Annotated in this window: 17 protein-coding genes; 11 read left to right on the top strand and 6 right to left on the bottom strand. The window is 60.8% G+C overall.

Annotation, left to right across the window (positions count from 1 at the left end):
• Positions 1 to 132 precede the first annotated feature (132 nt).
• Entirely contained in the window at positions 133 to 2,634 is a 2,502-nt protein-coding gene (locus ACYASU_RS20580) for a circularly permuted type 2 ATP-grasp protein (RefSeq protein WP_463583875.1), read from the top strand.
• Positions 2,634 to 3,530, top strand: coding sequence for a transglutaminase family protein (locus tag ACYASU_RS20575; protein WP_192171084.1), 897 nt, complete (start codon positions 2,634 to 2,636; stop codon positions 3,528 to 3,530). The genes ACYASU_RS20580 and ACYASU_RS20575 overlap by 1 nt, the downstream gene beginning before the upstream one ends.
• Before the next feature lie 147 nt (positions 3,531 to 3,677).
• Here ACYASU_RS20575 and ACYASU_RS20570 read toward each other — a convergent pair whose 3' ends face one another.
• Entirely contained in the window at positions 3,678 to 3,908 is a 231-nt protein-coding gene (locus tag ACYASU_RS20570; RefSeq protein ID WP_192171083.1) for a hypothetical protein, read from the bottom strand.
• Positions 3,909 to 4,333: 425 nt separating this feature from the next.
• Here ACYASU_RS20570 and azu point away from each other — a divergent pair, with 425 nt between their 5' ends.
• Positions 4,334 to 4,780, top strand: coding sequence for an azurin (gene azu / locus ACYASU_RS20565; protein ID WP_346629325.1), 447 nt, complete (start codon positions 4,334 to 4,336; stop codon positions 4,778 to 4,780).
• On the opposite strand, the gene ACYASU_RS20560 is transcribed toward azu, so the two are convergent.
• The 4 genes from ACYASU_RS20560 to ACYASU_RS20545 form a co-directional block, all read right to left on the bottom strand.
• The gene (locus ACYASU_RS20560) at positions 4,781 to 5,809 is read right to left on the bottom strand and encodes a 2-oxoadipate dioxygenase/decarboxylase family protein (RefSeq protein ID WP_463583874.1); all 1,029 of its coding nucleotides are present in this window, start codon (positions 5,807 to 5,809) and stop codon (positions 4,781 to 4,783) included. It lies immediately after the preceding gene.
• A gap of 151 nt (positions 5,810 to 5,960) precedes the next feature.
• Entirely contained in the window at positions 5,961 to 6,788 is an 828-nt protein-coding gene (nadE, locus tag ACYASU_RS20555; RefSeq protein WP_282367777.1) for an ammonia-dependent NAD(+) synthetase, read from the bottom strand.
• A 60-nt stretch (positions 6,789 to 6,848) separates the two neighbouring features.
• Positions 6,849 to 8,048 carry a nicotinate phosphoribosyltransferase gene (gene pncB / locus ACYASU_RS20550; protein WP_192171079.1) on the bottom strand — a complete coding sequence of 400 codons (1,200 nt, stop codon included), beginning with the start codon at positions 8,046 to 8,048 and terminating at the stop codon, positions 6,849 to 6,851.
• Between the two features lie 303 nt (positions 8,049 to 8,351).
• The gene (locus ACYASU_RS20545) at positions 8,352 to 9,257 is read right to left on the bottom strand and encodes a LysR family transcriptional regulator (protein ID WP_282367779.1); all 906 of its coding nucleotides are present in this window, start codon (positions 9,255 to 9,257) and stop codon (positions 8,352 to 8,354) included.
• Positions 9,258 to 9,413: 156 nt separating this feature from the next.
• Here ACYASU_RS20545 and amaB point away from each other — a divergent pair, with 156 nt between their 5' ends.
• The 8 genes from amaB to ACYASU_RS20505 all read left to right on the top strand — a co-directional run bounded on the left by amaB (position 9,414) and on the right by ACYASU_RS20505 (position 19,440).
• Positions 9,414 to 10,904 (top strand): L-piperidine-6-carboxylate dehydrogenase, encoded by a 1,491-nt coding sequence (gene amaB, locus ACYASU_RS20540; protein WP_463583873.1) that lies wholly within the window; start codon positions 9,414 to 9,416, stop codon positions 10,902 to 10,904.
• 233 nt (positions 10,905 to 11,137) lie between these two features.
• On the top strand, positions 11,138 to 12,421 hold the full coding sequence (gene amaA / locus ACYASU_RS20535) for an L-pipecolate oxidase (RefSeq protein ID WP_463583872.1): 1,284 nt from the start codon (positions 11,138 to 11,140) through the stop codon (positions 12,419 to 12,421).
• Between the two features lie 356 nt (positions 12,422 to 12,777).
• Complete coding sequence (locus tag ACYASU_RS20530; RefSeq protein WP_463583871.1) at positions 12,778 to 13,914, top strand: ABC transporter substrate-binding protein; 1,137 nt, start codon at positions 12,778 to 12,780, stop codon at positions 13,912 to 13,914.
• Positions 13,915 to 14,098: 184 nt separating this feature from the next.
• Positions 14,099 to 15,013: an ABC transporter permease subunit gene (locus ACYASU_RS20525; protein WP_037015668.1), complete on the top strand. Its 915-nt coding sequence runs from the start codon at positions 14,099 to 14,101 to the stop codon at positions 15,011 to 15,013.
• Between the two features lie 2 nt (positions 15,014 to 15,015).
• Positions 15,016 to 16,311 carry a high-affinity branched-chain amino acid ABC transporter permease LivM gene (gene livM / locus ACYASU_RS20520; RefSeq protein ID WP_463583870.1) on the top strand — a complete coding sequence of 432 codons (1,296 nt, stop codon included), beginning with the start codon at positions 15,016 to 15,018 and terminating at the stop codon, positions 16,309 to 16,311.
• Entirely contained in the window at positions 16,311 to 17,186 is an 876-nt protein-coding gene (locus tag ACYASU_RS20515; protein WP_463583869.1) for an ATP-binding cassette domain-containing protein, read from the top strand. Before livM ends, ACYASU_RS20515 begins: the two co-directional genes overlap by 1 nt.
• Positions 17,183 to 17,899, top strand: coding sequence for an ABC transporter ATP-binding protein (locus ACYASU_RS20510; protein ID WP_065987777.1), 717 nt, complete (start codon positions 17,183 to 17,185; stop codon positions 17,897 to 17,899). The genes ACYASU_RS20515 and ACYASU_RS20510 overlap by 4 nt, the downstream gene beginning before the upstream one ends.
• Positions 17,900 to 18,669: 770 nt before the next feature.
• A complete protein-coding gene (locus ACYASU_RS20505) occupies positions 18,670 to 19,440 on the top strand; it encodes an SDR family oxidoreductase (RefSeq protein ID WP_065987776.1) in 771 nt (256 codons plus the stop codon).
• Positions 19,441 to 19,775: 335 nt separating this feature from the next.
• On the opposite strand, the gene ACYASU_RS20500 is transcribed toward ACYASU_RS20505, so the two are convergent.
• Positions 19,776 to 20,912, bottom strand: coding sequence for an AGE family epimerase/isomerase (locus tag ACYASU_RS20500; RefSeq protein ID WP_463583868.1), 1,137 nt, complete (start codon positions 20,910 to 20,912; stop codon positions 19,776 to 19,778).
• Positions 20,913 to 20,947: the final 35 nt, after the last annotated feature.

Below are 20,947 nucleotides of genomic sequence, written 5' to 3'. Positions count from 1 at the left end.
GCCGGCGGCCTGACGTGGGGTCAGGTCGCCGTGCCGCACGTCTAAACATGGAAAGCACCCCTGCGTGTCATGTTGTCTGCGCTACTCTGAGCGCAGTTGATTCGAGTCCTTTTGTTGTCTGCCGAGCCTTCCATGCCTGACCTGCTTGACCACTATCCGCTCACCCCGGGTACCTACCACGAGATGCTGGATGCCAGCGGCGCCGTTCGGCCCCATTGGCAGCGGCTGTACGAGCATCTCCAGCGCAGCACACCTGCGCAGCTCATCCAGCGTCAGGCGCTGCTCGCCAGGCAGATTCAGGAAAACGGCGTCACCTATAACGTCTACGCCGACCCCAAGGGCGCCGATCGGCCCTGGGAGCTGGACATGCTGCCCCACGTGATTCCGATGGAAGAGTGGCAGCCACTGGCGGCCGGCATCGCCCAGCGCGCGCGTTTGCTCAATGCCGTGTTGGCTGATCTCTACGGCCCGCAGGAACTGATCGCCGAAGGTCTGCTGCCGGCGGAGTTGGTGTTCGGCCACAACAACTTTCTCTGGCCATGCCAGGGCGTAAAGCCGCCTGAAGGCACGTTTCTTCATGTGTATGCGGTTGACCTGGCGCGCACGCCCGACGGTCGCTGGTGGGTCACCGCCGACCGGACTCAGGCGCCGTCGGGTGCCGGTTACGCGCTGGAAAACCGGCTGATCGTGTCGCGGGCGTTTCCCGAGTTGTACCGGGATCTGCAAGTCCAGCACCTCTCGAATTTCTTCCGGTCGCTGCAGGAAACCCTCGCGCGCCAGGCACCCACCAGCCACGAAGCCCCGCTGGTGGTACTGCTAACACCTGGGCGTTTCAACGAGAGTTATTTCGAGCATCTATATCTGGCCGGTCAGTTGGGTTATCCACTGGTGGAAGGCAGCGACCTGACCGTGCGCGACGCGACGGTGTACCTGAAAACCCTCAGCGGGTTGCGTCGTGTTCACGCGATCATGCGCCGTCTGGACGACGATTTTTGCGACCCACTCGAACTGCGCACGGATTCCGCGCTGGGCGTGCCGGGCCTGCTTCAAGCGGTGCGACAGGGCCGCGTGCTGGTCGCCAATGCCCTGGGCAGCGGCGTGCTGGAATCGCCGGGGCTGTTGGGGTTTCTGCCAAAGATCAATGAACACTTATTTGGTGAAGAGCTGCTGCTGCCGTCAATTGCCACGTGGTGGTGCGGCGAGCCGCCGGTGCTGGCCCAGGCGCTGGAGAAGATGCCGGAGCTGCTTATCAAGCCTGCGTTCCCGTCCCAGAGTTTCGCCCCGGTCTTCGGCCGCGATCTCAGCGACGATGACCGCCAGGCCCTTGCCGCGCGTATGCAAGCCCGGCCTTATGCCTACGTCGCGCAGGAATTGGCGCAGTTGTCCCACGCGCCAGTCTGGCAGGGCGAGGACAGTCAGCTGCAGCCCCGCGCCATCGGCATGCGCGTGTACGCGGTGGCAACGGCCGATGGCTATCGCGTCCTGCCGGGCGGCTTGACCCGCGTGGCGGCCGATGCCGACGCTGACGTGGTGTCGATGCAGCGCGGCGGCGCAAGCAAGGACACCTGGATTCTTGGCGAGCGCCCCCTGGGTAGTGAACCGTGGAAAAACCGTCACTCGCTGGGCGTGCACGATTTGATCCGCCGCGATCCGTACCTGCCGTCGCGTGTGGTGGAAAACCTGTTCTGGTTCGGTCGTTATTGCGAGCGATGCGACAACAGCGCGCGCCTGCTGCGGATCATGCTCACACGCTATGTTGACGGCGATGATCCGGTCGCACTGCAAGCGGCGGTCGAGCTGGCCGAACGGTTGAATCTGCTTCCGCTCCAGGACGAAGATGAGCCGAGCGAGCTGCATGAGCGTCTGCTCGAAGCGCTGTTGGGTGATGACTGGCCGTTCAGCCTGCGTTCCAATTTGCACCGCCTTCAATGGGCGGCGTCCCAGGTGCGCGGCAAGTTGTCCCGCGAGAACTGGCAGGCGCTGGTGGAATTGCAGCGTGAAGCCCTGAGCCTGGAGACCGAGAGCCCTGATTTCGGTGAGTTGCTGGATTTCCTCAACCGGCTGGTAATGTCGCTGGCGGCGCTGTCCGGTTTTGCCCTGGACGACATGACCCGCGACGAGGGCTGGCGCTTCCTGATGATAGGGCGGCGCATCGAGCGCTTGCAGTTTCTCTGTACGACGCTGGCGGCGTTCCTGCGCAGCGAGGCGGTGTTTCACCAGGACGCCCTGGACGGGCTGCTGGAGCTGGGCAACAGCGGGATCACCTACCGCTCGCGCTATCTGGCCCTGCCGCAGTTGATCCCGGTGCTCGACCTGCTGGTGCTGGACGACCAGAACCCCCACGCGGTGTTGTTTCAGCTCAAGCTGGTGGCCCGCTCGGTGAAGCGCATGAACGAGGATTTCGGTGTGCCTCAAGACAACAGCCTCGCGACGCTGATTCAGCGGCTGGCGGTGTTCGATCTGGGTTGCCTGGAAGAAGGGTTGTTCGGTGAGAGCAGCATCAAGGCAGCACTGGATGGGCTGGCGGATCTGCTGCAAACCATCGGCGAGACCAGCGGCCACGTTTCGGACCGGCTCGCGCTGCGTCATTTCGCCCACGTCGATGATGTCAGCCAGCGCACGGTGTCGGTCTGATGAACAGCGCCCAGTATCAAGTCCTCCACGACACCCACTACAAATACGACAGCCCGGTTTCCCTGGCCCAGCAGCTCGCCCATCTGTGGCCACGGCGCAGTCCCTGGCAGCGCTGCCTTGAGCAGCATTTGGTCATCAGCCCGACCCCGACCACCCGCCGTGATGAGCTGGACGTGTTCGGCAATCCGCTGACGCGCCTGGCGTTCGAACGTCCCCATGATGAGCTGCAGGTTAACGCGCGCCTGCGCATTGAAGTGCTGGAACGGCCGCAGCTGGATTTCAATGGGTCCGCTCCATGGGACGAGGCGCAGCATCGACTGACCTACAGCGCCTCGAGGATGGCGCCGGATATCCTTGACGCCTGCCGGTATCGCTTCGAATCGCCTTACGTGCATTTGAAGCAGACCTTCGTCGAATTCTCCGCCAGCTGCTTTCCCGCCGGACGGCCGATGCTGCTGTGCGCGCAGGCGCTGATGGAGAAGATATTCGAAGAGTTCACGTTCGATGGCGAGGCGACTCAGGTGGCCACGCCGTTGGTGGAAGTGCTGGAAACCCGACGAGGTGTCTGTCAGGACTTTGCTCATTTGATGCTGGCGTGCGTGCGCTCGCGCGGGCTGGCGGCGCGGTATGTCAGCGGCTATCTGCTGACCCAGCCGCCGCCCGGCCAGCCACGGCTGATTGGCGCCGATGCGTCCCACGCGTGGGTGTCGGTGTTCTGTCCGGTGTTGGGGTGGGTGGATTTCGATCCGACCAACAACGTTCAGCCTGCGCTTGAGCACATCAGTCTGGCGTGGGGGAGGGATTTTTCTGACGTGTCGCCATTGCGGGGGGTGATTCTGGGAGGCGGGAGCCACGATCCGGAAGTGCGGGTGACGGTGATGCCGATTACGGGTTAGGCGGGCGTTGGTATCGACGGGGCTGTGAGCGCGCTTGCGATATCGGGGTGTCAGCCAATGGATGGATCATGGCGAAAATCCCATCGTGAGCAAGCTCACTCCTACAGGTTCTCGCGTTCATCCATCCCATTGCGCTGAATCAGATGATCACTCAGCAGGCTTTTCTTCAGCGGAGCCTTTTACTTCGGTGGAGCCTTCAGCATCGGTAGAGTGTTCAGCTTCAGTGGCGCCTTCGGCGTTTTCGCCGTCTACGACTGCACCTTCTCCAGCCTCTGCTTCAGCCTTCTCGGCCTGCTTGCGCTGTGCTTTTTCCTCTTTCTTTTGCTCTTTTGCCAGATCACGTTGGCGTTTGGCGAAGGAATAGTTGGGTTTGGCCATGGGCAGTCCTCGAGACAGACGATAAGTCAGCACATTCTGCCTGAGAATGGTGCAAAACCGGCGGGGTATTTTTCCTCACCCGATCATCAATCACGGTCAGTCGCCCGCCATTACAGGTCTCAGCCGTTGAAAACCGCGCGTTTATAGACGCCGTAATCCTGGCTGGCGCGGTCGTAATTGCCCGATGCACCGCAGGCGTAAGCGGCGAGCAAGCTGCGGAAAATGCTGGAAAGTTGCATGGAATCGTCCTGAAGATGGGTGACAGGGCGATCTTATGCAGCCATCGTAGCGCTGACTGTTTGATTGTCTCGATGGTCCTGATAGAGGCCGCTCAGAGGCGCTCAGTAATAACGGTTGATGCATTGTTCTAATTTAGGGCAGTCTTTGTATACAAAATAAAGCGCTACCCCACCAGGAGACGCACTATGATTCGCAAGCTTGTCGCTGCATCCGTTCTGACTTTGGCCAGTGGGCACCTGCTGGCGGCCGAATGCTCGGTCGAAGTCGATTCCACCGACCAGATGACGTTCACCACCAAGGCGATTGAAATCGACAAGAGCTGCAAGCAGTTCACCGTCAACCTGAAACATACGGGCAGCCTGCCGAAGGCGGTCATGGGCCACAACCTGGTCATCAGCAAATTCGATGACATGTCGCAGATCGCCACTGACGGCATGAGCGTCGGCATCGACAAGGATTATCTGAAGGACGGTGACGCGCGCGTTATTGCCCACACCAAAGTCATCGGCGGAGGCGAGTCGGATGCGGTCACGTTCGACGTATCCAAGCTGGATCCGGCCCAGGCATATGGCTTCTTCTGCTCGTTCCCGGGCCACATCGGCATGATGAAAGGCACTGTCACGCTGAAGTGATCATTGGGCCTGCTTCGAGTCGGTCATCTTGAAGATGCCCTGGGCGTTGCTGCTGTCAAAGTTGAGATCGATCTTGCCGTTGTCAGGGTCGATCTTGCGCTGAATGAACTCCACGAATGAGCCCGGCACCTTGTGCGTCACCACGACGCCCTCGGCGTTCAACAGCACTCGGTTTACGGTGCAGGCCTTGTACGCGGTCTGCATGACCCTTCCCGAACCTGACACCTCGATACTGTCCTTCATTGGCCGCTCGCGCCGATGCTGTTCGGCCACTGTCGCTTCCAGATCCACCACCCGATCGGTCAGGTGATTGAAGCTGTTGCCTTCGGTGGCGATCCATGCCATTTCCGCGCTCTCGCTGAGTAGCTTGCGATAGTCATCTTCCCGAACGACGCCATGCTGGCGGCCAAACGCGCGATACAGCGCCGGTAGCAGCTGAGTGGCTTCCATGAGGCTGCAATGCCGGGTCGTGCGCAGGCGACTCAGAACGCTCAAGTCTTCAGGGCTCAACGGGTCGCGGCTCGAACCGACGACACGGCTGACCGCCTCTTGAAACGGCTGACTGAGTCGGCCGGGGTGCAGTTCGGAGACGAAGAACTGCGCGATGTCTTCGGGCAGGTCCATCTGGCGATAGCCCCAGCCGGTCATGTTCAGTTTGGTCAGCGGATAGGTGCGCACATCGGTGAAACCCAGCGGCTCCAGCAGGCGCGAGAAGGCTTGACGACCGCGCGGCAATTCGCCGTTGTCCGCCCAGTCGACGGTGCGGATCGCGCCGTGGTCAAACACCACCTTGCGGCCGCCCTCGGATTGCTCGTCCACGTAGCGAAGTCCGTCAGGCACGGCCTCCACCAGCTTGTGGAACAGGCACAGGTTCAACGCTTCAGCGAGCCAGACCCGATGGACCGCCTCGTCAGACCATGAAAATCCGCTCAGCGCCTGAGGCACCTCGACGCGGTGTTCGAGCCATGCCGCAGCGGGCTGGCCGACGGTGGACGCAACGAGGGAGAAGAGGCCTTGGAAAGCAGTCATGGATAGCGGCTCTGGGCGGGGAAGTCAGAGCGCTATGTAAGCCGTGATGGCGAGCGCCATCAAGCGAAAAGAAATAACGGGTTCATTCCGTTTTTGAATGCTGCCCGATGGATTTTCATCCAAACCCATCGGGCATCTTCATTACCGAGCCTTATGGCGCGTACGGCAGATCCCGTTTGTGCTGGGTCTTGCGGTAGGTGCTGACAATGATCTCGGCGGTTTCCTGCTTCACCGGCTCACCGTGCAGGAAGGCGTCGATCTCTGCGTAACTGATGCCGTGGGCCGCTTCGTCCGGTTTGCCGGGGACCAGTTCTTCGAGGTCGGCGGTGGGGACTTTCTCGACCAGATTTTGCGGCGCGCCGAAGCTGCGGGCGATCGCGCGGACCTGATTCTTCACCAGACCGCTCAACGGCGCCAGGTCGCAGGCTCCGTCGCCGAACTTGGTGTAGAAGCCCATGACCGCTTCAGCGGCGTGGTCGGTGCCGATGACCAGACCGCCTTTCACGCCGGCAATGGCGTACTGCGCGACCATCCGCGTCCGGGCCTTGATGTTGCCTTTTACGAAATCCACGGCACTGGCGGCCTGGCCTTCGAAGGCTTTGATCTGATCAACCAGCGCTTTCACCGAGGGCGCGATGTCCACCGTGTGGCGCTCGTCCGGGTTGATGAAATCCACCGATGCCGTGGCTTCATGTTCGTCGTGCTGGATGTGGTACGGCAGGCGCACGGCGATGAAGGTGTAGGCATTGTCGCCGGTGCTCTCACGCAGCTCGCGGATGGCGCGTTGGGCCATCAGACCCGCTGTCAGCGAATCCACGCCGCCACTGATGCCGAGCACCAGCACTTTCAGGCGGGCGTTGTTCAGGCAGTCCTTGATGAATTGCACGCGGCGGCTGACTTCCGCCTGCAGTGCTTCGTCATTGGCGAAAGGCGGCTGGACGTTGAGCTGCCGGGCGATCTCGCGCTGTACGTCTTGCATGATTGACTCCTTGAGCAAAAAAGGAATGGCATGGAAAAGTGGCGGCGGTCGGTGCTCGACTCAGGCTGGCACCTTGAATACGTGGCGCAGATAGGACACGAACTCGGGGTCCTTGCACTGGGTTTTGCCGGGCTCGTCGGAAATCTTTGCCACGGGCTGGCCGGCGCAGGCGGTCATTTTCAGCACGATGCTCATCGGCTTGATGCCCGGAATGTCGGCTGTCAGGTTGGTGCCGATCCCGAAGCTGACGTTGATGCGACCCCGCAGCGCGCGGAATATTTCCAGCGCCTTGGGCAGATTCAAGCCGTCGGAGAACACCAGCGTCTTGCTCATCGGCTCGATGCCCAGCTTCTGGTAATGCCGGATGCATTTTTCGGCCCACTGCACAGGATCGCCCGAATCGTGGCGCAGGCCGTCGAAGAGCTTGGCAAAGAACAGGTCGAAATCACCGAGGAAGGCATCGGTGGTGATGCAGTCGGTCAGCGCAATACCCAGCAGACCTCGGTACTCACGCACCCAGCAGTCGAGCGCGGCGATCTGGCTGTCGATCAGCCGCGGGCCAAGTTGCTGATGGGCCATGATCCATTCGTGGGCCATGGTGCCGAGGGGTTTGAGGTCGAATTTGCGCGCCAGGTGCACGTTGCTGGTGCCGACGAACTGGCCGGGGAAATCCTTTTTCAGCACTGAAACCACGTCTTCCTGCACCGCGTAGGAGAAGCGCCGGCGCGTGCCGAAGTCGGCCACTTTCAATTCCGCCAGTTCATCGGCGGTGGCGGTGGCGGTCAGCCAGTCGAACTTGCGGTACAGCTGATCGCGGGCCTGGCTGAGCAAGGTTTCCGGGTTGCGGTGGCGGTTGCGGACCTCGCTGACGATGGCCAGAACGGGCACTTCGAAGAGGATCACGTGCAGCCATGGGCCAGACAGGCGGATGCACAGTTCGTCGTTTTCGATGGTGGTCTGGACGTAGCGCAGGTTGAAGCGGAACAGCCCGAGGAAACGCAGGAAGTCGGGCTTCATGAAGTTGATGCGTTCGAGGAAACCGGTCTCCTCGATGCTCAGCGACAGTTCGCAGAGCTGCTCGATCTGATGGCGGATCTCGGCCAGATACGGCCTGAGGTCTTCACCGTTGCGGCAGCGAAACTCCCACTCGACTTCGACGTTGGGGTAGTTGTGCAGCACGGCCTGCATCATGCTCAGCTTATAGAGGTCGGTATCGAGCAGGTTCTGCACGATGCGGTCCGCGAAAGCGCTCTCACTCATTGTGTCGCTCCAGCCAGCAGCGGGCCGCCAAGGTGCGGCCCGGGATTCAATTGGGTGTCGCATGCAACCTTGCGGTAGCGCTGTGGCGGTACGTCCGGTTTGTTATTGACGATGGCCGACATAATGCCAGTCGTCGTGGAAGAGGGGCAGAAATGTTTCAGCGATTGTGGGACCGGCTTTAGCCGGGAAGGCGTCGGTGGTCACGCCGCAGATGTGATCGTATGCAAAAGGGCCTCTTCCCGGCTGAAGCCGGTCCTACGAACACCGCGTGTGTCCAGTGCGACAGGCGGGCCCCCCCTTAACTCACTGCGGCGTTGGCTCGTTGAGCTGTTCGAGCATCCATTCCACAAACACGCGGATCTTCGGCACTTCGGCCGCGTGTTCCGGGTAGGCGAGGTAATAGGCGTCCTGACTCGGCAGAGCATGGGGCCATGGGATGATCAGTTTGCCGTCAGCCAGTTCCTCTTCGACCAGAAACCGGGGCAGCAGCGCGACGCCGCATCCCACTTGCGCCGCGCGAATGCACATGTAGATCGTTTCGAAACGCGGGCCGTGGTAGCTGTGTTCCGTCTGGTAGCCCTGACTCTCGAACCAGTCATGCCAGGCCTGGGGGCGATGCGCGTTTTGCAGCAGGACCAGATCGGTCAACTGCGTAGGATCGGTGAAGGGCTCAATCGGTAAACTGCCGGGGGCGCAGACCGGGATCAGCTCTTCGCTGAACAGCCTCACGCTCTCGGCGCCGGGCCGGGCGCCACCACCGAAATAGAACGACAGGTCGCAGCGGCTCTGGGCGAGGTCATCGCTTTCCTGTTCGTTGACCAGATCCAGATGAATGTGCGGATGACGCATGCGCCAGCCCTTCAGTCGCGGCACCAGCCAGCGGGCACCGAAGGTCGAGGGTGTCGACACCCGCAGGACTTCTGTTTCGCCGCCGTAGGAGCGCAGGAAGTGCGTCGACATTTCCATCTGCGTGAGCACTTTGCGCACTTCGCCCAGGTACAGCGCACCGGCTGGCGTCAATTGCAGGCGCCGACGAACCCTTCGAAACAACAGGTGTTGCACCAATTCTTCCAACTGGGCGACCTGCTTGCTGACCGCGCTCTGGGTGAGGTTCAGCTCCTCGGCCGCGCGGGTAAAACTCAGGTGGCGGGTCACCGCTTCAAAACATTGCAGCGCGGTGACCGACGGGAGATGGCGTTTGCTCAGCATATTCGGCTCGTTAAGCATCAGCATGAAAAAACGGAATGATATCTCGCTTAATCGTCGTTTGTTGCAGTGCCGCCCGCCAGCTATTACTAGAGGCTGACGAAATAACCCATATTTGGCATTCCGCTTTCGCGCTTACGATCAGTTTCAGGAGAAACCATGCTCAACGACCTGCTTACCCGACTCGGTGTCGATGCCGCGCTTTATCAACAGGGCGACAAGCCTGTTCACACGCCGATCGATGGCAGTCAGGTGGCGTCGGTGAACTGGGAAAGCGCCGCCGAAGTCGAGCAGCGCATCACCCGCGCCGACCACGCCTTCGAAGCGTGGCGCAACGTGCCTGCGCCCCGGCGTGGCGAGCTGATCCGCCTGTTTGGCGAAGCGCTGCGCAAGCACAAGGCCGACCTGGGCGAGCTGGTGTCGTGGGAGGCCGGCAAGATCACTCAGGAAGGGCTGGGTGAAGTGCAGGAAATGATCGACATCTGCGACTTTGCCGTCGGCCTGTCGCGTCAGATGTACGGCCTGACCATCGCTTCCGAGCGCCCGGGCCACCACATGCGTGAAACCTGGCACCCGCTGGGCGTCGTCGGCGTCATCAGCGCGTTCAACTTCCCCGTTGCGGTCTGGTCGTGGAACACCGCACTGGCGCTGGTCTGCGGTAACTCGGTGATCTGGAAACCGTCGGAAAAGACCCCGCTGACAGCGCTGGCCTGCCAGGCACTGTTCGATAAAGTCGCGGCTGAGTTCTCGGACGCTCCGCAGTACCTCACCCAATGCATCGTCGGCGGCCGCGAAGCGGGTGAGGCGTTGGTGGATGACGCCCGCGTCGCGCTGATCAGCGCTACCGGCAGCACGCGCATGGGCCGCGAAGTGGCGCCGAAACTCGCCGCACGTTTCGCCCGCAGCATTCTGGAGCTGGGCGGCAACAACGCGATGATTCTGACCCCGAGTGCCGATCTGGACCTGGCCGTGCGTGCCGTGCTGTTCAGCGCTGTCGGCACGGCGGGTCAGCGTTGCACCACCCTGCGTCGTCTGATTGCGCACTCGTCGGTCAAGGCCGAGTTCGTCGAGCGCTTGAAAGCGGCGTACGCCAAAGTGCGTATCGGGCATCCGCTGGAAGGCAATCTGGTCGGTCCGCTGATCGACAAGCAAAGCTATGAAAACATGCAGGAGGCGCTGGAACAGGCGTTAAGCGAAGGCGGCAAGGTGTTTGGCGGCAAGCGCCAGTTGGAAGATAAATTTCCCAACGCTTACTACGTCTCGCCGGCCATCGTCGAAATGCCGGGGCAGAGCGATGTGGTGCGCAGCGAAACCTTCGCGCCGATTCTGTACGTCGTGGGCTACGAAGAATTCAGCGAGGCGGTGCGCCTGAACAACGACGTGCCCCAAGGTTTGTCGTCCTGCATCTTCACCACTGACGTGCGCGAGGCCGAGCAGTTCATTTCGGCGTTGGGCAGCGATTGCGGCATTGCCAACGTCAACATTGGCCCGAGTGGTGCAGAGATTGGTGGCGCGTTTGGTGGTGAGAAAGAAACCGGCGGCGGTCGCGAGTCCGGCTCGGATTCGTGGAAGGGCTACATGCGTCGCCAGACCGCCACGGTGAACTACTCCCGCGAACTGCCGCTGGCGCAGGGGATTACGTTTGATTGATTAGCAGTGAAGGAGTGTAGTCATCGCACCGCGTTGACTTCATTCGCGAGCAAGGTGGAGCGCCACCCCGGTCGCTCCCACAGATTTAGGTGATCGTACCCACGCGCTCTGCGTGGGCACGCCCTCGATAGGCGCTCTGCGCCTGCTTGTAGTGACGCGGAGCGTCATCGGCTGCATTACCACGCGGAGCGTGGGAACGATCAGGTCTGGCTGTCTCTTTCCGAGGGTTTGCGATGCCGTTACGCGAAGAATGTCTGTGGGAAACGCTGACGCCGCAAAGGCCGGAAGCGCCCGCGTTGCGCGGGGAAGTGACTGTCGATGTGTGCGTCATCGGCGCAGGCATCACCGGTTTGTCGGCGGCCATTCATCTGCTTGAGCAGGGCAAGACCGTCGCTGTCGTCGAAGCCCATCGCACCGGGCAGGGCGGGTCCGGCCGGAACGTAGGACTGGTCAACGCCGGCCTGTGGATTCCGCCTGACGAGATTGAAGCCGGCTTCGGCGAGAAAGTCGGCAGCCAGCTCAACACCATGCTCGGCAATGCGCCGTCGCTGGTATTCAGTCTGATCGAAAAGTACGGCATCGAGTGTCAGGCGACGCGCAAAGGCACGCTGCACATGGCCCACAACGCCAAGGGTGAGCTGGACTTGCGCAGCCGTGAGGAACAATGGAAACGTCGCGGCGCGCCTGTGGAATTGCTCACCGGCAAGGCTTGTCAGGAAGCAACCGGCACCACCGAGATCACTTCCGCCTTGCTCGATCACCGCGCCGGCACCATCAACCCGATGGCCTACACCAGCGGGCTGGCGGCGGCCGTCACGCAATTGGGCGGTCAGCGTTTCGATCACTCGCCGGTCAAACGCCTTGAACGTCAGGGCTCGCGCTGGTGCGTCATCACCCAAAACGGCGCGGTGCTTGCCGAGCAAGTTGTTATCGCGTCCAACGCCTACACCGAGGGCGAGTGGACCGAGCTGCGACGCAATTTCTTCCCCGGCTATTACTATCAAGTGGCCTCGGCGCCACTGACCGAAGACGCTGCCCGGCAGATTTTGCCAGGCGGGCAGGGTTCCTGGGACACGCGGCAGGTGCTCAGCAGCATTCGTCGGGATGCGGATGGTCGGCTGTTGTTGGGCAGTCTGGGCAATGGCAATCAGAAGCCCGGCTGGTTTTTGAAGGCGTGGGCCGATCGCGTGCAACAGCATTATTTCCCGTACCTCAAGCCGGTGGAGTGGGAATGCACGTGGACCGGCTGCATCGCGTTTACGCCCGATCACTTGCTGCGAATGTTCGAGCCTGCACCAGGACTAGTCGCTGTCACCGGTTACAACGGACGCGGCAACACCACAGGGACGGTGGTTGGTAAAGCCTTCGCCGATTATCTGTGCAGCGGCAACGCCAGTGTCTTACCCATCCCCTTTGCGCAGATGCAGCCGCTGGCGGCCGTTGGACTGCGCAGTTCTTTGTACGAGGCTGGCTTTTCGCTATACCATGCGGGCCAGTGCCTCAGAATCGTGATCTGAGAAGAATTTTCTCTTCAAAACAACGATTTCTCCTACATCCACTACCCTCAAATGGTGCGTCCCGTAGCGGATCCGCACCGACGGTGTGCAGTTCGGTGACGCAGGTTGTAACAACAGGGTTGTACAGGTGAAGGCGGCGCGGTTGCGCGCCTGCTTCCCTGCGGTTGCTCTTTTAAAGTCGCAGGGTTGCACCTTGCGCGGTTTAGACGGTTGCACGCCCCGTGAAAAAGGGCAGAAATCAGTCGGATAGCGACAAAACGACGAGTTTCTCAAGAATAAAAAACCGATGGCACGCCACTTGCTCGCAGCAGCTTCGTGGTCGCAGTGCTAATTAAAAAACCCAGGAGCACCAACTCATGTCGCAGACGTTCTACAGAAAAGGCTTTCTTGCACTCGCCGTGGCTACTGCCATGGGTGCGGCTTCATTTGCGCAGGCAGCCGACATCAAGATCGGCGTTGCTGGCCCGATGACCGGCGCCAATGCCTCGTTCGGCGAGCAATACATGAAGGGCGCTCAAGCAGCTGCCGATGCCATCAACGCTGCGGGCGGCGTCAACGGCGATAAAATCGTGCTGACCGCCTACGACGATGCGTGCGAACCGAAACAGGCCGTTGCCGTTGCCAACAAGGCGGCGTCTGACAAAGTTGCCGGCGTTGTCGGTCACTTCTGCTCCTCCTCGACCATCCCGGCGTCGGAAGTCTATGACGAAGCCGGCATCATCGCGATCACCCCTGGCTCCACCAACCCGACCGTTACCGAGCGCGGCCTGAGCGCCATGTTCCGTATGTGCGGCCGTGACGATCAGCAAGGCATCGTTGCCGGCGACTACATCGTCGACGTGCTCAAGGGCAAGAAGATCGCCGTCATCAACGATAAGGACACCTACGGCAAAGGGCTGGCAGACGCCACCGCCAATCAGCTGACCAAGCGCGGCGTGACGCCTGTGCTGCAAGAAGGTCTGACCCGTGGCGAGAAAGACTTCAGCGCCCTGGTCACCAAGATCCGTTCCGTTGGCGCTGACGTCGTTTACTTCGGCGGCCTGCACCCGGAAGCCGGTCCACTGGTTCGCCAGTTGCGTGAACAAGGCCTGAAAGACGTGAAATTCATGTCTGACGACGGCGTCGTGACCGACGAACTGGTGACCACCGCTGGCGGCGCGCAATACGTCGATGGTGTGTACATGACCTTCGGCGCCGACCCGCGCATGCTGCCAGACAGCAAGGCCGTGGTTGAGCAGTTCCGCAAATCCGGCTACGAGCCAGAAGGCTACACCCTCTACGCGTACGCTTCGGTTCAGGCCTTGGCCGCTGGCTTCAACGGCGCCAAGTCGAACAAAGGCGAAGACGCTGCCAAGTTCCTCAAGGCTCACCCGGTCAAAACCGTCATGGGCGAGAAAGCCTGGGACACCAAGGGCGACCTGAAAGTCTCTGACTACGTGGTTTACCAGTGGGACAAGGACGGCAAATACCACCAGCTCGAAAAGCAGAAGTGAGTTAAGCGCTTAGTCGGATCTGCTGTTTCCCGGGGGTGAGCCAGGAAACAGCCTGATCCGGTAATCGGCGCTGTCTGACGGCGGCGCCGGATTTCTTCTGTTGCCACTGTGTGCGCCGCTCTATTCCTCACGAGGGAATGGTCGCGCGCGCCAGGTCGGCCTTTCAAGTTCGTGAGCGTGCGTGATGGACGGTATTTTCCTGCAGCAAATGGTCAACGGCCTGACACTGGGCTCGGTCTATGGCCTGATCGCCATCGGTTACACGATGGTCTACGGCATCATCGGCATGATCAACTTCGCCCACGGCGACGTGTACATGATCTCCGCCTACCTCGCAGCCATCGGCCTTGCCGTGCTGTCTTTCTTCGGCGTTGAGTCATTCCCCTTTCTGATTCTTGGCACACTGATCTTCACCATCGTGGTCACCGGTGTGTACGGTTTCGTCATCGAGCGTGTGGCGTACAAACCGCTGCGTAACTCGACCCGTCTGGCGCCACTGATCAGCGCGATCGGCATCTCCCTGATTCTGCAGAACTACGCGCAGATCGCTCAGGGCCCACGCCAGCAAGGCGTTCCGACCCTGCTCGAAGGCGCCATGCGCTTCGATGTCGGCAGTGGTTTCGTACAGATCACCTACACCAAAATCTTCATCCTGATCGCTGCCTTCGTCGGCATGGGCGTACTGACCTACATCATCAAGTACACCAAGCTGGGCCGGATGTGCCGCGCCACGCAACAGGATCGCAAGATGGCCTCGATTCTGGGCATCAACACCGACCGGGTGATTTCCTACGTATTCGTCATTGGTGCGGCCATGGCGGCATTGGCTGGCGTGCTGATCACCATGAACTACGGCACCTTCGACTTCTTCGCCGGCTTCGTCATCGGCATCAAGGCGTTTACCGCAGCGGTACTCGGCGGAATTGGTTCGTTGCCGGGGGCCATGCTTGGCGGCCTGATCCTGGGGGTTGCCGAGTCGCAATTCTCCGGTCTAATCAACTCCGACTACAAAGATGTGTTCAGTTTCGGCCTGCTGGTAGTGATTCTGATCTTCCGTCCCCAAGGCCTGCTGGGTCGCCCACTTGTGGCGAAGGTATAACCATGTCTGCACCTATTAAACCCATTGATATCAAACAAAGCCTGATCGACGCGGTGATCGCCGGGCTGCTGGCGCTGATCGTGTTCGGCCCGATCGTCGGCATCGTGCTGGACGGCTACGGCTTCAACCTGCAGCCGGGCCGCGTCGCCGTGCTCGTCGGCGTTGTCGTTGTCGGTCGTTTCTTCATGAGCCTGTTCCTGCAGACGCCGAAGGGCGTGGCCATCGCGCAGAGCTTCGAAAGCTCGGGCTCCGGCGTGCACGTGCTGCCGCCGGGTTACAAGACGCGCCTGCGTTTTATCATTCCGCTGATGATTCTCATCGCAGTGATCTTCCCGATCTTCGCTGACAAGTACGTGCTGACCGTGGTGATCCTCGGCCTGATCTACGTGCTGCTGGGCCTGGGCCTTAATATCGTGGTCGGCCTCGCCGGTTTGCTCGATCTGGGTTATGTGGCCTTCTATGCAATTGGCGCGTACGGCCTGGCGCTGGGTTATCAGTATCTGGGCCTGGGGTTCTGGTCGGCGTTGCCGCTGGCAGCGATTGCGGCGGCGCTTGCCGGTTGCATCCTCGGCTTTCCGGTGCTCCGCATGCACGGGGATTACTTGGCCATCGTGACCCTCGGTTTCGGCGAGATCATCCGTCTGGTGCTCAACAACTGGCTGTCGTTCACAGGCGGACCGAACGGCGTGCCGGTGCCTTCGCCGACCTTTTTCGGGCTGGAATTCGGGCGTCGCGCCAAAGACGGCGGCATCCCGATCCACGAGTACTTCGGCTTCGAATACAACCCCGACCTGAAATTCATCTTCATCTACACCGTGCTGTTCCTGGTGGTGCTGGCTGTGCTGTACGTCAAACACCGCCTGACCCGCATGCCGGTAGGCCGCGCGTGGGAAGCGCTGCGTGAAGACGAGATCGCCTGCCGCTCCATGGGCCTGAATCACGTGCTGGTCAAGCTGTCGGCCTTCACCATCGGCGCGTCGACGGCGGGTCTGGCGGGGGTGTTCTTCGCCAGTTATCAAGGCTTCGTCAACCCGACCTCGTTCACCTTTTTCGAGTCGGCGCTGATCCTCGCTATTGTCGTGCTCGGCGGCATGGGCTCGACCGTCGGCGTGGTCATCGCGGCGTTCGTGCTGACCGTCGCACCGGAACTGCTGCGCAGCTTCGCGGAATACCGCGTCTTGTTGTTCGGCATCCTCATGGTGCTGATGATGATCTGGCGTCCCCGTGGCCTGATTCGCATCAGCCGTACCGGCGTGCAGCCACGCAAAGGCGTGCTGGCCAAAGTGGAGGGCGCGTGATGAGCGACGAAATCGTTCTGTCCGTCGAAAACCTGATGATGCACTTCGGCGGCATCAAGGCCCTCAGCGACGTCAGCCTGCAAGTGCGGCGCAACTCGATCTTCGCCCTCATCGGCCCGAACGGCGCCGGCAAGACCACCGTGTTTAACTGCCTGACCGGTTTCTACAAAGCCACCGGCGGGCGCATCGAGCTCAATGCGCGGGGCAAGAAAACCAACGTCATTCAGTTGCTCGGCGAGCAGTTTCGCGCCGCCGACTTCGCTTCGCCGAAGCGCTTCGGCAGCCGGCTGTACTACAAGATGTTCGGCGGCACACATTTGGTAAACCGTGCGGGGCTTGCGCGAACTTTCCAGAACATTCGCCTGTTCAAGGAAATGTCCGTCGTCGAGAACCTGCTGGTCGCACAGCACATGTGGGTCAATCGCAACATGCTTGCCGGCATTCTCAACACCAAGGCCTATCGCAAGGCCGAAGACGACGCCATGAACACCGCGTTCTACTGGCTCGAAGTGGTGGATCTGGTGGACTGCGCCAACCGTCTGGCCGGTGAGCTTTCCTACGGCCAGCAACGCCGTCTGGAGATCGCCCGCGCCATGTGCACGCGGCCGCAGGTCATCTGCCTGGACGAACCGGCAGCAGGCCTGAACCCTCAGGAAACCGAGGCGTTGAGCGGCATGATTTGCCACCTGCGCGACGATCACGACATGACCATCGTGCTGATCGAGCACGACATGGGCATGGTCATGGGGATTTCCGACGACATCGTCGTGCTCGACCACGGCAACGTGATCGCCAAGGGCAAACCGGAACAGATCCGCAACGATCCGAAAGTGATCGCAGCGTATCTGGGCGCTGATGAAGAGGAGTTGGTATGAGTAAGCCGATCCTCGAACTGAAAGAGATCGACGTGTATTACGGGCCGATCCAGGCCCTGAAGAAAGTCTCGATGCACATTGACGAGGGCGAGACGGTCAGCCTGATCGGCTCCAACGGCGCGGGCAAATCCACGCTGCTGATGTCGATCTTCGGCCAGCCGCGCGCGGCCAGCGGCCAGATCATCTACCAGGGCACCGACATCACCCACAAGTCGTCCCACTACATTGCGTCCAACGGCATCGCGCAATCGCCGGAAGGCCGCCGCGTGTTCCCGGACATGTCGGTGGAAGAGAACCTGATGATGGGCACCATCCCCATCGGCGACAAACACGCCAGCGAAGACATGCAGCGCATGTTCGAGATGTTTCCGCGGCTCAAGGAGCGTCGTAACCAGCGGGCGATGACCATGTCCGGCGGCGAGCAGCAAATGCTCGCCATCGCCCGCGCGCTGATGAGCCGTCCCAAGTTGCTGTTGCTGGACGAACCGAGCCTGGGGCTGGCGCCGATCATCGTTAAGCAGATCTTCGCGACGCTGCGTGAGCTGGCGCAGACCGGCATGACCATCTTCCTGGTCGAGCAGAACGCCAACCATGCGCTGAAGCTGTCGGACCGCGCTTACGTGATGGTCAACGGCGAGATTCGTCTGACCGGCACGGGGAAGGAATTGCTCACCAACGAGGAGGTCAGGAACGCCTATCTCGGCGGTCATTGATTCCTGATCCTGCTGTTAAAACAAGCCCCGGGTGGATAAGTCCCGGGGCTTTTTTGTGGGGAAGTCGAATTGTGGAAAACAATTTTGGGCAGTTGCGAAAACGCGACATATAGCCGCTGCAAATCGCTGTTTTGTCACGCTTTTGACTTGTTCAGTTTTACTGTGGAGGTGACTGTGAATAAGTTGTCAGCAGCTGGCTGCAGGCCTTTGTTTACGTGGCTTACAACCTTCTGATCAATTTTTGATCAGCCGTTTCGGCCGGTATTTTGCGGGGGTTTGTCAACGTTGTTCTGGCTGGTTTTTTATACAGTCTTTATGTAGAGCCGCCCTGTGGATAAGTCTGTGCGCAACCGTTGGAAAGACCGCCGCAGATAGCGCAGTCTCTGGCCTCGACGCGTCATTCCTGTCCGCGCACCCAAGTCCCGGGGGAATTGGACGGCAGATGGCCCATGGCCGGTCAAGTAAAAACATCGTTCGAGTTACCCACACGCCCCGTATGCCGGGGCTTCCGGCGTTTCGAGTTGCCCCCAGAAAATGGTTGTCTGACTGTGGATAAGGTGGGCAAAAGTGTCTGCAGGCCATATGGCATAAGGCCTTGGAGTCATTGGTTGTTTTTTATACAGCAAAGCAGTTGTATGACGATGTTGCTGATGGTGCTTGATCCCGGCCTGTCTGCGCGGGCATTCTCCAGAACCTTCTTACACGCAACGCAGCATGCGTGACATTCCCGCTTGGCTTGATAAGCCCGCATCTTTAGTCAGGAGAAAGAAATGACCTCTACCGTATTCATTACCGGGGCCACTTCCGGGTTCGGCGAAGCCTGCGCCCGTCGTTTTGCCGAGGCGGGCTGGTCGCTGGTGCTGACCGGTCGCCGTGAAGACCGCTTGCAGGCGCTGAGCGCTGAATTGTCGAAACAGACCAAGGTGCACACGCTGACGCTGGACGTGCGAGATCGCGCAGGCGTGGAGCGCGCTGTGGAAAGCCTGCCGGCTGAATTCGCGAAGATTCGTGGCCTGATCAATAACGCTGGCCTGGCGCTGGGTATCGATCCTGCACCCAAGTGCGATCTGGATGACTGGGACACCATGATCGACACCAACATCAAAGGGCTGGTTTACACGACGCGCACGCTGCTTTCGCGTCTGATCGCCTACGGCCGCGGCGCCAGCATCGTCAACCTTGGTTCGGTGGCGGGGAATTATCCGTACCCGGGCGGTAACGTGTACGGCGGCACCAAAGCGTTTGTCGGTCAGTTCTCGCTGAACCTGCGCAACGACTTGGTCGGCACCGGCGTACGCGTGACTAACCTTGAGCCGGGTTTGTGTGAAAGCGAGTTCTCGCTGGTACGTTTCGGCGGCGATCAGGCCAAGTACGACGCGACCTATGCGGGTGCAGAGCCTATCCAGCCCCAAGACATCGCCGACACTATCTTCTGGATCATGAACACCCCGGCCCACGTCAACGTCAACAGCCTGGAGCTGATGCCTGTGAGCCAGACCTGGGCCGGCTTTGCGATTGATCGCAGTCGTGGGGAGAAGTAAGTAGGGTTTTAGGTGATTAGCGCCGCCCGGCACGCGGCGCGTTTTAGAAAGCAGCGCCGTCCATGTGAGCGTGGGCTTGCTCACGAAGACGGCATTTCAATCGCTGAATCTTTAGCGGATGTACCTGCCCATTCGCGAGCAAGCTCGCTCCCACGGGTTTGAGTAAGGCGCAGAATCAGGTGCCGAGCGCGGTCAAATTGTGGGAGTGAGCTTGCTCACGAAGACGGCATTTCAATCGCTGAATCTTTAGCGGATGTACCTGCCCATTCGCGAGCAAGCTCGCTCCCACCGGGGGAGTCGCCAATCTCTGATGGGATCACCATCAGGGAGTCAGTTCAGCCGCTGAAATACTCGGCCAGCCCGATGTAGCAGGTCGCCAGGTGATACGGCGTCGTCGACGGCATGTCGCTGCGGCTGATCTGCCCCTGGCTGTCGAGGCACTCGTTCCAGCCGGTGGGGTGCAGGAACTGCGCTTGCAGCGCGTTCAACTGACGCGCCAGCAGGTGCTCACTATCAGGCCGCAAGGTCAACGCGCGCAGGTATTCAGCCTGGGCCCAGATACGCTGCGTGCCGTCTTTCACCGAACCGTCCACTTCCAGCATCGCCGCGACCGCGCCCGTCGTTTGATCGACGCCCTGTGCCTCGGCGTGGGCGAACGCGGTCTCCAGCGAGCGATACAGCGGCGTGCCCCGCAGCCGCGCGGAAGACGCCAGCAAGTAGAACCACTCGAACTGGTGACCCGGCTCGGACCAGTTATCCACAGCGTCCAGCGGTTTCTCCAGCATCACTCCGTGCTCGACATCGACAAAGCGTCGTTGCATGGCTTCGACCAACCCATCCAGCGCCGCCCGCGTGTCAGCGTCATCGCGCACGGCCAGTGTGCCGAGAAAGGCTTCGGCCAGATGCATCAGCGGGTTCTGCAGCGGGCCGGCGTTCAGCGAAGACCAGTCTTCGGCCAGCACGGACTCGTACAAGCCATCGCCGTCGGCAAAGCGCTCGGCGACCACGTTCAGGGCGGCATTGAGCACCGACTCCACCAGCGGCTCACGGACCTTGCCCCAGTAATGCGCGCAGGCGAAGACGATGAAGGCGTGGGTATAGAGGTCCTTGCGGCGATCCAGCGGCGCGCCCTGTGGATCAATGCTGTAGAACCAGCCGCCGTGCTCGGCATCGTGAAAATGCTGCTGCAACGAACGAAACAGCGCCGCCGCTCGGGTAGCGGCGTCGGGGACGTCGGGGTGATCGATCAGGCTTGAAAACAGGAACAGCTGACGCGCACAGGCCATGGCCCGATAGCGCTGCGGCGGCAGAGGCCGATGTTGGGCGTCGACCGCCTCGAACGGCAACGCCATCTCGGCATTCCACCCCGGGCCTTGCCACAACGGCACGACCACGCCCATGAAGTGCTGCTGCAGCTCAGTGAACAGGGCGGACAGTTCAGACTTGGCGGCGGGGAGGGAAGCGTCAGGCATTGGATGGCGTCACGGCAGTGGCAAATTGCGCGACA

It is taken from the genome of Pseudomonas sp. HP_12 (assembly GCF_055283955.1).
Note: the sequence above shows the minus strand (reverse complement) of the source record. Positions and strands in the feature narration are given on the sequence as shown.

Excerpts from the sequence above, each read along its gene's own strand:
- ACYASU_RS20580 (WP_463583875.1), top strand. The coding sequence starts at position 133 with ATGCCTGACCTGCTTGACCACTATCCGCTCACCCCGGGTACCTACCAC.
- ACYASU_RS20575 (WP_192171084.1), top strand. The coding sequence starts at position 2,634 with ATGAACAGCGCCCAGTATCAAGTCCTCCACGACACCCACTACAAATAC.
- ACYASU_RS20570 (WP_192171083.1), bottom strand. The coding sequence starts at position 3,908 with ATGGCCAAACCCAACTATTCCTTCGCCAAACGCCAACGTGATCTGGCA.
- azu (WP_346629325.1), top strand. The coding sequence starts at position 4,334 with ATGATTCGCAAGCTTGTCGCTGCATCCGTTCTGACTTTGGCCAGTGGG.
- ACYASU_RS20560 (WP_463583874.1), bottom strand. The coding sequence starts at position 5,809 with ATGACTGCTTTCCAAGGCCTCTTCTCCCTCGTTGCGTCCACCGTCGGC.
- nadE (WP_282367777.1), bottom strand. The coding sequence starts at position 6,788 with ATGCAAGACGTACAGCGCGAGATCGCCCGGCAGCTCAACGTCCAGCCG.
- pncB (WP_192171079.1), bottom strand. The coding sequence starts at position 8,048 with ATGAGTGAGAGCGCTTTCGCGGACCGCATCGTGCAGAACCTGCTCGAT.
- ACYASU_RS20545 (WP_282367779.1), bottom strand. The coding sequence starts at position 9,257 with ATGCTGAGCAAACGCCATCTCCCGTCGGTCACCGCGCTGCAATGTTTT.
- amaB (WP_463583873.1), top strand. The coding sequence starts at position 9,414 with ATGCTCAACGACCTGCTTACCCGACTCGGTGTCGATGCCGCGCTTTAT.
- amaA (WP_463583872.1), top strand. The coding sequence starts at position 11,138 with ATGCCGTTACGCGAAGAATGTCTGTGGGAAACGCTGACGCCGCAAAGG.
- ACYASU_RS20530 (WP_463583871.1), top strand. The coding sequence starts at position 12,778 with ATGTCGCAGACGTTCTACAGAAAAGGCTTTCTTGCACTCGCCGTGGCT.
- ACYASU_RS20525 (WP_037015668.1), top strand. The coding sequence starts at position 14,099 with ATGGACGGTATTTTCCTGCAGCAAATGGTCAACGGCCTGACACTGGGC.
- livM (WP_463583870.1), top strand. The coding sequence starts at position 15,016 with ATGTCTGCACCTATTAAACCCATTGATATCAAACAAAGCCTGATCGAC.
- ACYASU_RS20515 (WP_463583869.1), top strand. The coding sequence starts at position 16,311 with ATGAGCGACGAAATCGTTCTGTCCGTCGAAAACCTGATGATGCACTTC.
- ACYASU_RS20510 (WP_065987777.1), top strand. The coding sequence starts at position 17,183 with ATGAGTAAGCCGATCCTCGAACTGAAAGAGATCGACGTGTATTACGGG.
- ACYASU_RS20505 (WP_065987776.1), top strand. The coding sequence starts at position 18,670 with ATGACCTCTACCGTATTCATTACCGGGGCCACTTCCGGGTTCGGCGAA.
- ACYASU_RS20500 (WP_463583868.1), bottom strand. The coding sequence starts at position 20,912 with ATGCCTGACGCTTCCCTCCCCGCCGCCAAGTCTGAACTGTCCGCCCTG.